We start from the raw sequence: 15,183 nt of genomic DNA, 5'->3' as shown, positions 1-15,183 counted from the left end.
TTTTACATCGACTTTGGAAATTGATACTTTTATCACCTGTTTTCCCCTTGACTGTAATAAATAAACACTGTATATTTACACTGTAAGTTAAAACAGGAGCCAACATGGTCAGACCCAGCAAAAAGACTCAGATCCCAAATTTACAAGAAGCCATCAAAGACATGGCGTGGAAACAGATCGCCGAGTTCGGTGCAGCGGCGCTTTCATTGCGTGCCATTGCTCGTGAATTGAAGATCACCGCGCCTGCCATTTACAACTACTTCCCAGATCGCGATGCGCTTGTGACCGCACTGATCATTGATGCCTACACTTCTTTTGGAGATTACCAGATCGTCTCACGCGACGCTCAGGCAGGGGATGACCTGGCGGGACGTTTGCGTGCGATTGGCTATTCTTACCGACAGTGGGCGTTGGACTATCCACAACGCTATCAGTTGATCTTTGGCACGCCCATCCCTGGCTATAAAGCTCCATTGATGGAGATACTGCCTTCCGCCGCTCGTTCTTTAAGTGCCCTAGTCAGCGTTATAGACGAATTGCGGATAGCCAATAAATTACAAACGGAAAATTTTCCCTCCATACAACCTGGTTATGAATCTATGTTTGATGTCTGGCGTGGCTTTGCCGGTGACTATGACATCTTCTCGCTATCTGTTGCCATGATCATCTGGAGCCGTGTGCATGGCTTGGTCTCATTGGAAGTTTCTGGCAATATGCCGCCCTTTGGTGTGGATGGCTCTGCACTTTACCGCTTTGAGATCGATTCTCTCATCAAACAATTTATAAAAAATAACTTCAAAGGAGTTTTGTTATGTACACAGTTTCTATTACCCGTTTACGAGTCCGTTCGATTTTTCTTATGCCGCTTTTTACGTATCACGCCATGCGTACGAGTATGCAGGCTCAGAAATCTGAAGGCATCGTTGGTGTCGATACTCGCTTTGAGAAGAATAACGTCGTTTGGACAAAGACCGTTTGGAAAGAAGAGTCGGCGATGAAAAATATCGCAGCTCAGGCGCGCATCAGATCGCCATGCGCATTCTTTCAGAAATGTGCTCTGAAGCCTCCGTCACTCGTTGGCAGCAGGAAGGCACAGAACTTCCCACTTGGGAAGAAGCCCATCGCCGTCTGTTGGTGGAGGGCAAGCAGTCCAAGGTGAAATATCCGTCACCTTTGCAGGCTTCTGGGAAGACCGCACCGGATACCATGCAATCAGGCTTCAAAATGCCTGCCCCGCCGGTGACTCAATGAGGTTCGCAAAAAGTTGGATGTTCACTCATCCTGTTACCCGGCATGTGCAGGATGGGTACTTCGAGAACGATGGCATTCGCCAGCATTATGTCACCTTGGGCGAAGGTCAGTTAATTGTTTTGCTACACGGTATTCCTGAATTTTGGTATTCGTGGCGGCATCAGATCAGATCGTTTTCCGCGAATTATCAGGTAGTGGCAATTGACCAGCGCGGATTTAACGGATCGGGTAAGCCTGCTTCCACGGATGGGTATCGGGTGGAGCGATTGGTGGAAGATGTTGCGGCGTTGATCCGGCATCTCGGACGGAAACAGGCGGTGATCGTCGGTCATGATGCGGGGGCTTGGCTGGCATGGCACTTCGCTGCGCTCCATCCTGAAATGACGGAGCGGCTTGTCATTTTGAGTGTGCCTCATCCGAACGCGATGCGCGAAGAATTGGCGGAACATGGCGCTCAGCACGAAGCCAGCGAATACGCGCGGAAGATGCAAGTTGAGGGTGCGCGTCCGATGTTTCGCCCCTGGCAGATCGGGTTGTTGATGGATATGCCTGCATTGCCTTTGTATTGGAGCGCAGATCGCGGCACGGATGCGGATGCGATCACTTCGTTCTATCAGTTGAATTATCCGCGTGAGCCATATGCGTTGGACGAAACGCTGCCGATCATTGAAGCGCCGACCCTGGTCATTCACGGAAAGCGTGATCGTTTCTTACTCGCTTCAGGACATGAGCATAATGCCCGTTGGCTCAAACATGAACCAAAGACCGTGATGCTCGATGCCGATCATTTCGTGCATCAGGAAAAGCCTGTAGAAGTGAACAAAATTATTTTGGATTGGTTGAAGTAGGAGAAAAGAAAATGTCTGTAAATCATGTTGTATTGGGTACGGGTGCGATCGGTCGCGCTGCAGCGAATGAATTGGTAAAGCGTGGAGAAACTGTCCGCATGGTAAGCCGCTCGGGCAAAATGGACGAAACACCTGCTGGCGTGGAAGTGGTCTCTGCGGACCTGTACGACTCAGCCAAGGTCAAGGAAGTGACGCGCGGAGCGAAGGTGGTGTATCAGGCATCACAGCCGGAATATACACAGTGGCCCGAAAAATTCCCATCCCTGCAAAAATCGATCATTGATGGGTTGTCGGGAAGCGAAGCTAAATTGGTGTTGGTTGAGAATCTGTACATGTATGGCGAAGTTAACGGCAGTTCGATGACTGAAGATATGCCGCATAATGCGCACACCCGCAAAGGGAAGACGCGTAGCGAAATGAGCAAGGCTGCTTTTGAAGCCCATAAAGCCGGCAAGTTGAAAGTGACGGCGGCGCGCGGGTCTGATTTTTTTGGTCCGTGGGGGCTGCCAACTGCGGCAATGGGTGAACGCACGTTTTACCCGATGATCGCGGGCAAAGCGGCGAGTCTGGTTGGCAATATAGATATTCCGCACACACACACCTTTATTCCTGATTTCGGAAAGGCGCTGGTTATTCTGGGTGAACGTTCCGAAGCAGATGGTCATGCCTGGCATGTGCCCAATGACAATCCGCGTGTCACTCAGCGCGAAATGGCAAAGATGATCGCGGATGAATTAGGGCTGCCCCTCAAGGTCAGTGCGATGGGCAAAGCCATGATGTGGATGGGTGGGTTGTTCATACCCGAAGCGAAAGAATCCGTGGAGATGATGTATGAATTCGAAAAACCGTTCATTGTGGATTCAAGCAGGTTCGAGAAAACCTTTGGAATGAAAGCCACACCCATGAAGGATGCCATCAAAACGACGGTTGCCTGGTATAAGAGCCACCCTCAAAAGTAAGTTATGGTTTTAGCCTAAGTAGTCGGTCAGTCGTAATGGACAGATAAAAGGAGAGAGAATTTATGTTGATCGCAGCATCTTTAATGGCAACTCTGCACCATCTGAGCGCGTTCGTTCTCACGGCTTGTTTGATCTATGAGTTTATTGCGTATCATAAAGGAATGTCTGTGGTTGAAGCACGTCGCATCCAACAGGTGGATTTATGGTATGGCATCTCTGCGGGCTTGCTCGTGGTGGCTGGATTGTTGCGCGTCTTCTTGTTTGAAAAAGGTGCAACCTTTTACTCGCACAACCTGCTTTTTTGGATCAAGATGGCGTTGTTTGTAGTTGTCGGCTTGCTTTCAGTTTATCCAACCATTCGTTACATCAAATGGAATGCGACGCTCGGCAAGGGCATGGCACCAGAAATCCCCGAACAGGAATTCAAGACCACCCGACTGTTGTTGACGTTGGAAGTAGTTGGGCTGGCGCTTATTCTGTTTGCCGCCCCTGCGATGGCACGCGCCGTGTGGATGCTTTCGTGACCGAATCCATGTGAGCAGAAAATTCACTTCTGAATCTTTCAGATGAAAAGCGGGCTGCGTTGATCGACGCAGCCTCGCTGTTTAATTTCATGGATTGGAATTGAAGAACCGCCTCGATCAAACTATGGGACGTCTGTTCCTGAAACAACAAGCCGGTTTCACCGTCCAGAACGATCTCTGAGGCACCGCCAATGCCATACGCGATGACAGGGCAGCCTGCTGCTTGTGCTTCGACCATGGCGATGCCAAAATCCTCGGTCGCCATGTAGACGAATGCCTTGGCGTGGTTCATCAATTCGGTGACGACTGCGTCTGGTTGATACCCCATGACCCGCACATTCGCTTCTGCGAGGCGTTGTATTTTTTGCAAATCGGGACCATCTCCGACGATGACGAGCGGCAATTTCAAGATATTGAAGGTTTTGACGATCTCCGCTGCCAGTTTATAAGGCACGAGGCGGCAGACAAGCAAATAAAAATTACCGCGATCGGCAGCGGGTGTGAAACGGTCAACGTCAACTGCAGGATAAATGACTTGTGAGTCTCTCGCCCAGGCTTTACGGATGTGACCTGCCGTCCAGGCGGAGTTGGCGATGAGCGAATCGGATCGGACGGAGGCACAGGTATCCCAGCGGCGGAGCAGACTCAGGGTCCCGTTTGCGGCGAGGCGGATGATCGATTTATCCAGGTGGTGCAGTTTCAAATAGTCATCCCGCATGTGCCAGGCATAGCGCATGGGAGTCGAAATGTAGGAGATGTGGGACTGTTGCTTGTGAGTTTTTACGCCATGCGCCACGGCATGTGAAAGCGAAATGACAAGGTCGTACTCACTCACATCCAATGTTTCAATGGCGAACGGCATGATCGGCAGCAGTTTGCGGTAATGGCGTTCGATATGCGGGATCTTCTGCATGAACGTGGTCTGAACCCGTAGTTGTGCCAGTTCTGTATTCTGAAAGTTTGCAGGAAAATAAGTCAGCGCAAAGACATCGGCGTGTGGAAAGAGCCGCAAGAGTTGTGCCAGCAAACGTTCGCTGCCGCCAAATGCGCTCAGCCATTCGTGAACGATGGCAATTTTCATGCAGTACCTGTATGTGAGTTTTGGATGTGAGTTGGGAGAAACATAACCGGCGACAGATTATAATTGCAATTCAGATAACTTAGGTCAAATTTACTGTTGTGAATAATTCTCCCTCCCGTTTCTTTCAATTTGTTGCGCGCCTCTTCTTTGCCTTGACGATCCTGCTTATGCCGTTTCGTTTTCGCCTGGTGTTGTGGGAGAGACCGTTCTTTCCAATCTATTCAGATTACACTGATTTTCTTTTTTACGCGAGCGATTTTGCCCTGCTTTTCATGCTCACGTTTTGGGCAGCTTACTTGATCATTGAACCGCGAAAAGTAAGCGTGGGAAACAAGTTTCTGTGGGTACTCTTAGTGGGGCTAACTCTTTCCGGCTGGCTTTCTGCCTTGGGCAGCGTAGACCCGGTCATTACCCAATATCATGCTGTTCGTTTTACCGGGCTGCTGTTTTTTTACTTATATATTGTCAACGAGGTCTCCTCGGTGATTGGGGTCGTCATCCCGGTTGGACTGCAGGGATTGCTTCAGGCTCCGGTGGCGCTCGGGCAGTCACTTTTGCAATCATCGTTGGGATTGCAGGCTTTTGGTGAGCATGTGCTAGACCCGCAGGTTTTGGGCACTAGTATCATCCCGATTGCAAGCGGACGTTTCTTGCGTGCCTATGGATTGACAGATCATCCAAATATCCTTGGTGGTTGCCTGGCATTTGTGCTGGTAATTCTGTGGACGACGGTGATGACCGGGAAGAGCAAAGGTCGAATAGCCCTTGCTGCGATTGCTTTTGTTTTTATGTTTCCGGCACTCCTTTTGACCTTTTCACGTTCGGCGTGGGTGGGTCTTTTTGTTGCTGTAGGTTTTCTTTTGATGTCAACTGTATATCTGAAGGATTGGCGCGCCTTGAAACTTTCCTTTTTGGTCGGTGTATTCAGCCTGACAGCCTCACTTCCATTTTTGATCGGTCACTTTTCAGTATTCAACCAGCGCATTAATTCTGGAAATGTTGCCGAAGACCAGCCAATGAATGAACGTGCGTACCTATTGAATGCGGGAAATACATTGTTCGTAGAGCATTCCGCGATCGGTGTAGGTCTGGGGGCTTCGCCGCTTGCCATGAAGCTGCGCTTTGAAAACTTCCGTGTCAATTTTCAACCGCCGCATTTCATCCCCCTGCTTTCTGCATTGGAAACTGGCGTTGTTGGCGGTATCTTTTATTTCCTGCTTTCTATGGTGCCCTTTATCCTGTTCTTGTTGCGCTGGCGCAAGTACATGCTGCATCCGCCGGTTTTGGGGACTATAGCGTTACTGCTTGCCGTTACGATGGTGAATCTATTCGACTACTATACTTGGATGTATGCGCCGGGTCGTTTGTGGCAATGGCTGGCTTGGGGCTTGTATTCTACGGCGTTGGAAAAGGCGGGTTAGAAGATGCTTCAATATCTGCTTGCCCCGCTGTTGGTTGCGTACACCTTGGTTATGCTGGCATTAACCGCATATGTTCTTAACCTGTTCTATTTGATGGTGCTCAGCCTGAAGAACCGCCGGGGTATGCAGGCTGCCATCTCGCCCGTGTTGGAAGTTCTGCCGGTCGTTACCGTGCAGCTGCCGATCTTCAATGAATGGTATGTGGCGGAGCGTCTGCTTGACGCTTGTGCTGCATTGGATTATCCGCGCGACCGCCTAGAAATTCAGGTGCTTGACGACTCGACGGATGAAACCAAAACCTTGATAGCCCGGAAAGTTAATGAATTGTGCTTGCAAGGAATCAATATCGTTCACTTGCATCGTCAGAACCGTGAAGGTTTTAAAGCCGGTGCGCTCGCCAACGGACTGGCCCTTGCCCATGGTGAATTTGTTGCCATCTTCGATGCCGACTTCCTGCCCCAAAAGAATTTTCTGTTGCAAATGCTGCCTCGTTTTGAGCAGAATGTTGCCTTCGTGCAAGCCCGTTGGGGACACTTGAACCGCGACTATTCTTTGCTGACCCTTTTGCAATCCTTTTCGCTGGATGCGCATTTTGCCATTGATCAACTTGCGCGTTCCAATACTGGCTATGTCTTCAATTTCAATGGCACTGCGGGCGTGTGGCGTAAGTCCGCCATTCTTGATGCAGGTGGCTGGCATGCCGGATACCCTCACTGAAGACATGGACCTTTCCTATCGTGCCTTTCTGCGCGGCTGGTCGGCGCGTTTCGCCGCTGACGTGGAAGCACCTGCCGAATTGCCCGTCAGTTTCACAGCATACCGCCGCCAGCAATATCGCTGGGCGCGCGGGAGTTTGGAATGTGCCATGAAATACCTTCCCATCCTCTGGAGCGGCGACTTCTCATTCGCCCGCAAATTACAAGCCACGTTTCATCTTACCGGCTATCTATTGCATTTACTAACTGTTCTACTTATGCTTTGTTACCCGTTCTTGTTGATGATCGCAAGGCAGTACCCAAGCCTGCTTTCACCCATCGGCTTCGGTTTCTTGATGAACATCCTTGCGATTGCCCCCGCTTTGTATTTTATTGCCGCCCAACATCTTCTCAAGCGCCGCTGGTTCTTATCGCTCCCCGTTATTCTTCTACTCTCCATGTTCGCTTCCGGTATGGCACTTAACACTGTGCGGGCATTGATCCAGATCGTAAAAAAAGAAGTTGTTCCCTTTGAGCGCACACCTAAATTTGGCATTACGCAGCGTTCGCAATCCTGGCAGGGCAATCGTTACCAGATCCGCTTTGATGTGCTGGTCTTGCTCGAAGCCCTGCTTGGATGTTTAAATCTCTGGTCTGTCTGGCTGGCGTGGAATTCAGGTTATTATTTAATGATGATCTATGCCTTTTTCTTCGCTGCGGGTTTATTCTTCTTCTCCGGCTTTACCCTGTATCAATCCATTTCCACCCGCCTCACCATAGACCCGGAACCTGCCTCTCCCTAACGAGCCTTATCTTGTCTCAGACCTCTTCCACATCTCTTGAAAGCGCCGTTCTTGAAACCTTGGCATATTCAGACGTCTTCGACTACCCGCTGACATTGGGCGAACTGCATCGCTATCTAACCTGCCTGGCGGAAATGGAAGAGATGCAAAATCGCATTAATATTCTTTCCGCTGTTGGAACCTTTGAGGGATATTATTTTCTTTCACATCGCCGTTCCATTGTGGGTGTTCGACGGGAGCGCGAGGCTGCTTCCCGTTCTGCCTTTAAGCGCGCAATTGTTTATGGACGCCTCCTAGGTGTATTTCCATTCGTTCGCATGGTGGCACTGACAGGTTCTCTCGCTGTCCTTAATCTTTCCAAAGATGCTGACATGGATTACCTGCTCATCACCCAGCCGGGACGTTTATGGCTGGCTCGTGCTTTTGTGGTTACGTTTGGACGTTTCATGCGCTTGTTTGGTGACCGTATCTGCGTCAATTTGCTCATATCTAAATCGGCGCTGGCATGGCATTCGCACGATCTGTATTCTGCCCGTGAAATGTGTCAGATGATCCCCATCACCGGCATGGAAGTGTACTTTCAATTACGGCAACTTAACGTCTGGATCAAATCCTTTTTACCGAATGCGGAGTCTTTCCCAGTGCATACTCCAGTGGTAAAAGAAGTTAATTCCTTGTTTCAGAAATCAATCGAGTTTTTCTTTCGTGGAAAAATCGGGGACATCCTGGAAGCATGGGCAATGAAATTTCAGACCCGTAAGATCGCCCGCACATACGGAACGGGTCCAGAGGCGATTTTCTCGGTGGATCTCTGTCAGGGTAATTTTCATAATCATCATTCATTAACTGACCAGTCTTTTCGCGAACGCCTTGACCTATTGGTTGAAAGAGAGAATCGATCATGACCCAGGTCTTATTTGGTCAATCCTATTACCTGCGTTTTGACCCAAAGCTTTGGCGCGCCATGCAGCCTTACCCGCCGTTGGGGACTTTGTATGCAGCAAGTTATATCCGTGAAAAAGGATATACGGTTGCGGTGTTCGACGCCATGTTGGCAGAGTCTGAGCAGGAATGGGCGCAGGCTTTAGACGAGCATATGCCCAAATATGCGGTGATCTATGAGGATAACTTTAATTATCTATCCAAGATGTGTCTCTCACGGATGCGTGAAGCCGCGAATCTAATGATCCATATGGCGAAGGAACGCGGTTGTATTGTCATCCTTTCCGGGGCGGATGTGACCGACCATTACGATCAATATCTGGAACAAGGCGCGGATTACTGCATCCTCGGTGAAGGCGAAGAAACGCTTGCAGAATTACTGAGTCAACTTTCGGCGGGGAAAGATGCGAGTGGCGTGATCGGTCTTGCCTCGCGTCTCACACTTCATCCATCCCGCCGTCCTGATATCAAAAATATTGATGCCTTGCCGTTCCCTGCCTGGGACTTGGTGGATGTGCAGAAATATAAAAAACTCTGGCTGGAACGTCATGGGTATTTTTCAATGAATATGGTCACGACGCGTGGCTGCCCCTATCATTGCAATTGGTGCGCCAAACCGATCTGGGGGCAGCGCTACAATTCACGCTCACCCGAGAATGTGGCGGCGGAAATGAAATGGCTCAAGGAGAATTTTGCGCCGGATCATATTTGGTTCGCGGATGACATCTTTGGTTTAAAGCCAAATTGGGTGGAGCGCTTTGCGGATTTGCTCATCGAGAACGACGCGGTGATTCCCTTCAAGTGCTTGAAACGCGCTGACCTTGTGACCGAAAAAACTGCCGCGGCTCTTGCGAAGGCGGGTTGTCAGATCGTGTGGGTAGGCGCAGAATCGGGTTCACAAAAAATTCTGGATGCGATGGATAAGGGCGATAAGGTGGAGGATATTTATCGCGCCGCGCAATTGTTACATGCCAACGGCATTCAGGTTGGATACTTTTTACAATTCGGTTACCCCGGCGAGACTTGGGACGATGTGCAGTTGACCTTGAAGATGGTGCGCGAATGCATGCCAGATGACATCGGTATTTCGGTTTCGTATCCGTTGCCGGGGACGAAGTTCTTTGAGCGTGTGAAATTGGAGTTGGGCGAAAAACAAAACTGGGTCGACTCGGATGATCTTGCTATGCTCTATCATGGACCGTTCCCGCAGGAGTTCTATCGTATTCTACATGGGCGAGTGCATCACGAATTCCGCTTGCGCAAGGCGTGGAAGAAGACCGACCTGCGCGGTATGCTGCTTTCACCTTATTATCTTCTCGGTTGGACCCGCGCCGAAGTGCGGTTGAGAAATTTTGTGCGCTAGCTAAAACATGCTTAAAAATATTATATGGACGGTTCTCTCACGCTATGGCGCGCAAGGCTTGGCGGTTATTTCTAATATTCTGCTTGCCCGTTACTTGGGCGTGGAAGGTTTCGGTGAGTATGCACTTGCCTCGGCTGTTTTGATGATCGGGAATGCCTTTACGAATTTTGGCATGGACATGATCCTGATCCGTAAGTTATCCATCACCGATGTGCCGTGGTTATTGACCGATGGTTTGGGCGGGCAATTATTTTTATCGCTGGTATATAGCGGTGCGGTGTTTTTTGCGGGGCAATTTTTTGCGATACCCTTCTCGGTGAAATTTTATACGCTGGCGCTTTTTCCGCTATCGTTCTATTCGATCTTCACCATTGGGACGCGCGCTCGCCAACACATGGCAATCTATTCCATTGCACAGTTTTTGATGGCGGTTTTGCAATTCTTTGCCGTCACGGTGTTGTGGGCGGCTCAGGGCGATCTCGATTTTTTGATCCTCGCTTTATTGTTGACGCATGTACTGATCGCCATCTGGGCAAACGGACAGTTTGCATTTCGGCTTGAATTTCTTTCCATGGTTCGTTCTTTTGCTTTGCTCAGAGAATGCATGTCTATGGCAGTGATCGGCACATTGCGCTTGGTGTATGAAAAAATTCCCCTCACATTGCTCCCGGTCATTTCGGGCTTTGCCGGGGTGGGAATATTCTCTGCGGCGGCACGTGTGACGGATGCAGGCAAGTTGGGGCATTTGTCTGCCTTCGCAGCTATGTATCCGGAAATGACTCGCGATGAGAATTTTGGAAAACAACACAAAGGCTTGGCTCTGCTTTTGGGCGTAGGCTTTATGATCTCCACGATATTGTATTTTTTTGCTGGACTGATCGTCCCATTTTTATTCGGCGCGGAGTTTCTGCCCGCTGTGCCTGTGTTGCGTGTATTGGTGTGGTGTATCCCGCCATATGTGCTGGTGACGTATACTTCGCTGGGATTGGTCGCTTTGGGGCTTGAGAAACCGGTCTTGCATTCTCTTTTGATCGCGTTGACGGTTTTGCTTCTGTCTATGATTGGTTTCACTTTTAAATTTGGTAGTATGGGTTCTGCTTTGGCGGTTTTATTTGCTGAACTTATTCATGCCGCGTTATTGTGGTTTCAATGGAGAAAGCATGTCCTTTCCAAACTTCCCTGAAAAATATCAAGGCGAACCGGTCATGCGCCCCGAAGATACGATCGCCATGCGCAAACGCTTTGGGAAGTTCCCAAAGGTGGACGCGCCCGAAGGCTTGGTTCTGTGCCTCAAAAATGACTTGCCGACTCAATTACGCTGGCAAGTGCCGGTTCAAAAAGTAGGCAAGGTTATGGGGGATTTTTATCTGGTCCGTTCTGCGCGCGGACGAGTAGGAGTGCTTTCCAATTTTGGCATCGGTGCGCCGGTGGTGGCTTCGCTTACTGAAGAGATGATTGCATGGGGAGTGAAGCGCTTCGTTATCCTTTCGTGGGGCGGTGCGTTGCAAACGTCATTGAATGTAGGTGATATCATCATCACAGAAAGAGCCATCCGTGACGAAGGTGTGTCGCATCATTACCTGCCCGCAGAGAAATTTATTCATGCCGATGCAGCGCTTACGGTGAAGCTGAAAAACAATCTTCCGCAGACAACAATTGGCTCCACATGGACAACGGATGCCCCTTATCGTGAGACGCGCGATGAAGTTATACAATATCAAGCTGAAGGGATTCAGGTTGTCGAAATGGAGATCGCCGCATTGTTTGCGCTTGCAAAGGTGCGCGGCGTGCAGGCATCGGCGGTGGTTGTGGCGGCGGATAAACTGGCGAATCTCACATGGGAAATGCCTAGCGATATGAAACGGATCAATAGTTCATTTGAGATGGCGTATCGTGCTGCAATTCAAGCGTTGAACGAGGGCGCATGAAATTGATTTGTCCGCGCTGCAAGGGTGACTTGATGCTCGAAGCGCCAGACCAACTTCGATGTGAGAAAGATGCGTTGGACTTCCGTCAAGTAGATGGAGTCTGGCGATTCCTGCTGCCTGAGCGTGAGTCACATTATGCCCGCTTCATCACAGACTATGAAAGGGTACGGCATTTCGAGGGGCGTTTCTCCGCTGAGGCTTCTTACTATCGCGCACTCCCGTTTCAGGATTTAAGTGGAAGATTTTCTAAAGATTGGAAAATTCGTGCGGCAAGTTTTCGTGCATTAACAAAAATGCTTCCAGCGAACTCAACCGTCTTGGATTTGGGGGCAGGTAATGGCTGGCTTTCTAATCAATTGACGTTGGCTGGGCATACCGTCTACGCCGTGGACTTGCTTGTCAATGCTGAAGATGGCTTGGGGGCATGGAAGTATTTCGAATCAACTTTCACTCCTATTCAGGCAGAGTTTGTGGCTTTGCCAATTCCTGATTCATCCGTAGATGCGGTGATCTTCAATGCGTCGTTGCATTATGCTGAAAATTATGAATATACTCTTGCCGGGGCGTTGCGGGTGCTTCGCTCAGATGGCATGCTAGTCATCATGGATTCACCTGTGTATCGAGAGGCTGAATCTGGGCAAAAGATGGTGGCAGAACGCAAACAACAGTTCCTGGATCGATACGGCTTTGCTTCAGACACCATTCAAAGCGAAGGCTTTCTGACCTATAAGCACATGCAGGCATTGGAGCAAAGCTTGGATGTTCGCTGGCAGCATATAGTTCCATTCTATGGTTTACATTGGGCACTGAAACCTTTTTTTGCTAGGTTGCGCGGCAAGCGCGAACCGGCGCAATTTGGCTTGTGGCTGGGCAGGCGCTGAAACCAAGTCGTTTTTTTTGCGTATAAGAAGTGGCTTTCAATTTCCACTGAAAAGTTATACACTACCTAAAACTACAGGAGCATTCTTTTATGAACAAATCTGGTCGTTCTCAACTTGCCCTCGGCATCATTTTGATCCTGATCGGCGGCTGGTTCTTGCTCAACCAAACCATGCCTGAGTTCCAGTCATTCTTTAAACCCTACATTGAATGGCCCTCGAACATGCTATTGATCGGCGCGGCAATATTCATCGTTGGTCTGGCGACCGGTTCACCCGGTTTGGCTGTTCCTGCTGCGATCGTGGCTGGGCTTGGCGGAATTTTCTATTATCAGGAAACCACCGGTGATTACGAATCATGGTCTTATATGTGGACGTTGATTCCCGGCTTTATCGGTGTGGGCACCATCCTGCAAGGGTTGCTTGGCGAGAATACCGGCGCTAATCTCAAAAGGGGACTGAACCTGATGGTGATTAGTGCCGTGGCATTCCTCTTCTTTTCCGCTTTTCTAGGTGGTTGGAATATTCTTGGCAGTTATGCCCCGTCTGTGTTGTTGATCTTGCTTGGGGTATGGGTGTTGGGCAGTGGTTTATATCGTGCCTATCGCAGAAGGGAATGATTTTATGAGACGCAATCAATTATTTTGGGGCGGCGTTCTGATTTTGCTCGGTGGTTTGATGCTTGGCGGCGAGATGGGGGGACGGCTCCCGAATGGCAATTCATTGATGAGTCTTTTCTGGCCCATTCTCCTGGTAGGAGTGGGTATTTGGGTTTTGGTCAGTGTTTTCCTGCCGCGTAACACCGAAATGGAATCCGCCAGTGTGGGTTTACAGGGTGCGCGTTCTGCCAGTGTGAAGATCAAGCATGGTGCAGGTGAATTTCGTTTGCACAGCGGGGCATCTGGAAATGATCTACTTCATGGCGCCTTTGCTGGAGGGTTGGATCACAAAGCCGAATTGGACGGCGATCAGCTCAAAGTCAAACTGCGTCCTGCGCACGATTTCATCATGCTGCCTCCATTTGGCTCCAGCGAACAATTAGACTGGGATGTTTCGCTTAATGCCGCAGTCCCTATGGCATTGGATATGAATATGGGTGCGAATAAATCTGTGCTCGATCTGCGGGATATGAGTATTACAGATATTAAGTTGAAATCAGGCGCGAGCGAAACGGTCATCACCCTGCCTGCCAACGGGCGCCTCACTGTCGACTGTGAAGTTGGTGCTGCCGCCCTGACCTTGATCGTCCCTGAGGGCGTTTCCATTCGTGCGCGTGCTTCCATTGGCGCCGGTGATTTCAGCGTGGATAAATCACGCTTCCCGAACAATGAATCACCTGATTTTGCAACTGCTCAAAATGCCATCGATATTTATGTCAAAGGCGGAGCTGCATCCGTCAGGATCAAGTAAAGGAGTCGATATGATGAAACGATTTGATCCAAGAATTGTTTTGGGAATATTGCTGATCACTGGCGGTGGACTTGCGCTTGTTCAGTCTATGGGGTATTTGGAAAATGCTACAAAATATTTCTGGGGTGGCGCTTTTCTGATTGGCGGTTTGGCGTTTTTGTTCATGTTGAAAGGTGAGAATTGGTGGGCGGCGTTCCCTGGTTTTATTTTATTTGCGCTGGGTGTAACGAGACTCTTGCCGGATTCCCTGGATGAGATGGGCGGTGCTGTATTTCTCGGCGGCATTGCTTTATCGTTCTGGTATGTTTTTCTTACTGACCGTGTCAGTCGTTGGTGGGCGATCATCCCTGGCGGGGTGCTGACTGCGCTTGCCCTCTTGATTCTTGCCTCTTCCTTGTTCAAGGAGTTTTCCGGTGCGATCGTTCTTGGCGGTATCGGGTTGACCTTCTTTGTTGTCTATCTTACGAATCCAGGAGAGCGTTGGTGGGCACTGATTCCCGGCGGCGTGCTGGCAACACTTGCAGGAATGACCATCGCAGCAGAACGTTTCGGTGAATTTCAGACCGCAGGCTTTTTCTTCCTTGGGCTTGCGGTGACCTTTCTGCTGGTTGCTGTCCTTGCCCGCATGCGCTGGGCGTATTGGCCTGCTTTGGCGCTCGGTGTCATGGGTTTGCTTGGGTTGGGTTCCCTGTTAAACTTTGCAAATTATGTTTGGGCGGTCGCGCTCATTGCCATTGGCGGCTTCATGGTTGTCCGCTATTTCTCGCGCAGCTCATGACTAGGTCACTTTAAATCAAAAGTCCCGCAATCATTGCGGGACTTTTTTTTATTATTTGCTTTCGATCACATGGATCTCAGGGAAGAATTGATGTACCGTGCCTTCCACCCAGCCATGCAATGTAGCCGGAAGTAAGGGACAGTTCAGGCAGGCGCCTCCGAGTCGCACAACCAATTGATCACCTTCCAGTGATAAGAACTCAACTGTTCCGCCATGATATTGCTCAATGTAGGCGCTGATGTTGTTTAGGAGCTGGCGGACCTGACTTTCGCGTGAAACGATATCCGGCGCGGTCATTCTTC

The 15,183-nt window shown here is 49.7% G+C and carries 18 protein-coding genes; 16 read left to right on the top strand and 2 right to left on the bottom strand.

What is annotated here, in order from left to right; translation table 11 throughout:
• Positions 1-104 precede the first annotated feature (104 nt).
• The 5 genes from IPG80_RS17515 (at position 105) to IPG80_RS17495 (ending at position 3,582) form a co-directional block, all read left to right on the top strand.
• Entirely contained in the window at positions 105-998 is an 894-nt protein-coding gene (locus IPG80_RS17515) for a TetR/AcrR family transcriptional regulator (protein ID WP_345109569.1), read from the top strand.
• Positions 976-1,251 (top strand): hypothetical protein, encoded by a 276-nt coding sequence (locus IPG80_RS17510; RefSeq protein WP_345109566.1) that lies wholly within the window; start codon positions 976-978, stop codon positions 1,249-1,251. Before IPG80_RS17515 ends, IPG80_RS17510 begins: the two co-directional genes overlap by 23 nt.
• Positions 1,248-2,099, top strand: a complete 852-nt coding sequence (locus tag IPG80_RS17505) for an alpha/beta hydrolase (RefSeq protein WP_345109563.1) — start codon at positions 1,248-1,250, stop codon at positions 2,097-2,099. Before IPG80_RS17510 ends, IPG80_RS17505 begins: the two co-directional genes overlap by 4 nt.
• Before the next feature lie 11 nt (positions 2,100-2,110).
• The gene (locus IPG80_RS17500; RefSeq protein WP_345109560.1) at positions 2,111-3,058 is read left to right on the top strand and encodes an NAD(P)H-binding protein; all 948 of its coding nucleotides are present in this window, start codon (positions 2,111-2,113) and stop codon (positions 3,056-3,058) included.
• A 62-nt stretch (positions 3,059-3,120) separates the two neighbouring features.
• Complete coding sequence (locus IPG80_RS17495; RefSeq protein ID WP_345109557.1) at positions 3,121-3,582, top strand: DUF2214 family protein; 462 nt, start codon at positions 3,121-3,123, stop codon at positions 3,580-3,582.
• On the opposite strand, the gene IPG80_RS17490 is transcribed toward IPG80_RS17495, so the two are convergent.
• Positions 3,530-4,663 carry a glycosyltransferase gene (locus IPG80_RS17490; protein WP_345109554.1) on the bottom strand — a complete coding sequence of 378 codons (1,134 nt, stop codon included), beginning with the start codon at positions 4,661-4,663 and terminating at the stop codon, positions 3,530-3,532. The genes IPG80_RS17495 and IPG80_RS17490 overlap by 53 nt on opposite strands.
• Positions 4,664-4,761: 98 nt before the next feature.
• Here IPG80_RS17490 and IPG80_RS17485 point away from each other — a divergent pair, with 98 nt between their 5' ends.
• The 11 genes from IPG80_RS17485 (at position 4,762) to IPG80_RS17435 (ending at position 14,881) form a co-directional block, all read left to right on the top strand.
• The gene (locus tag IPG80_RS17485; RefSeq protein ID WP_345109551.1) at positions 4,762-6,084 is read left to right on the top strand and encodes an O-antigen ligase family protein; all 1,323 of its coding nucleotides are present in this window, start codon (positions 4,762-4,764) and stop codon (positions 6,082-6,084) included.
• Between the two features lie 3 nt (positions 6,085-6,087).
• Entirely contained in the window at positions 6,088-6,801 is a 714-nt protein-coding gene (locus IPG80_RS17480) for a glycosyltransferase (protein WP_345109548.1), read from the top strand.
• Positions 6,713-7,582 (top strand): glycosyltransferase family 2 protein, encoded by an 870-nt coding sequence (locus IPG80_RS17475; protein ID WP_345109545.1) that lies wholly within the window; start codon positions 6,713-6,715, stop codon positions 7,580-7,582. The genes IPG80_RS17480 and IPG80_RS17475 overlap by 89 nt, the downstream gene beginning before the upstream one ends.
• Positions 7,583-7,593: 11 nt before the next feature.
• Positions 7,594-8,487: a hypothetical protein gene (locus tag IPG80_RS17470; protein ID WP_345109543.1), complete on the top strand. Its 894-nt coding sequence runs from the start codon at positions 7,594-7,596 to the stop codon at positions 8,485-8,487.
• Positions 8,484-9,887: a radical SAM protein gene (locus IPG80_RS17465; protein ID WP_345109541.1), complete on the top strand. Its 1,404-nt coding sequence runs from the start codon at positions 8,484-8,486 to the stop codon at positions 9,885-9,887. The genes IPG80_RS17470 and IPG80_RS17465 overlap by 4 nt, the downstream gene beginning before the upstream one ends.
• A gap of 7 nt (positions 9,888-9,894) precedes the next feature.
• Positions 9,895-11,070, top strand: coding sequence for an oligosaccharide flippase family protein (locus IPG80_RS17460; RefSeq protein ID WP_345109538.1), 1,176 nt, complete (start codon positions 9,895-9,897; stop codon positions 11,068-11,070).
• Positions 11,048-11,815 carry a nucleoside phosphorylase gene (locus IPG80_RS17455; protein WP_345109535.1) on the top strand — a complete coding sequence of 256 codons (768 nt, stop codon included), beginning with the start codon at positions 11,048-11,050 and terminating at the stop codon, positions 11,813-11,815. Before IPG80_RS17460 ends, IPG80_RS17455 begins: the two co-directional genes overlap by 23 nt.
• The gene (locus IPG80_RS17450) at positions 11,812-12,696 is read left to right on the top strand and encodes a class I SAM-dependent methyltransferase (protein ID WP_345109532.1); all 885 of its coding nucleotides are present in this window, start codon (positions 11,812-11,814) and stop codon (positions 12,694-12,696) included. Before IPG80_RS17455 ends, IPG80_RS17450 begins: the two co-directional genes overlap by 4 nt.
• A gap of 89 nt (positions 12,697-12,785) precedes the next feature.
• Positions 12,786-13,313, top strand: coding sequence for a hypothetical protein (locus IPG80_RS17445; protein ID WP_345109529.1), 528 nt, complete (start codon positions 12,786-12,788; stop codon positions 13,311-13,313).
• A gap of 4 nt (positions 13,314-13,317) precedes the next feature.
• Positions 13,318-14,103, top strand: coding sequence for a hypothetical protein (locus IPG80_RS17440; protein ID WP_345109526.1), 786 nt, complete (start codon positions 13,318-13,320; stop codon positions 14,101-14,103).
• A gap of 10 nt (positions 14,104-14,113) precedes the next feature.
• The gene (locus IPG80_RS17435) at positions 14,114-14,881 is read left to right on the top strand and encodes a hypothetical protein (protein WP_345109524.1); all 768 of its coding nucleotides are present in this window, start codon (positions 14,114-14,116) and stop codon (positions 14,879-14,881) included.
• 51 nt (positions 14,882-14,932) lie between these two features.
• Here the strand turns inward: IPG80_RS17435 and IPG80_RS17430 are convergent, their stop codons facing one another.
• On the bottom strand, positions 14,933-15,178 hold the full coding sequence (locus tag IPG80_RS17430; protein WP_345109521.1) for a NifU family protein: 246 nt from the start codon (positions 15,176-15,178) through the stop codon (positions 14,933-14,935).
• Positions 15,179-15,183: the final 5 nt, after the last annotated feature.

Origin of the sequence: Candidatus Villigracilis vicinus, from assembly GCF_016702885.1 — a bacterium.
GTDB lineage: Bacteria > Chloroflexota > Anaerolineae > Anaerolineales > Villigracilaceae > Villigracilis > Villigracilis vicinus.
This window is presented reverse-complemented; position numbering and strand designations above follow the sequence as displayed.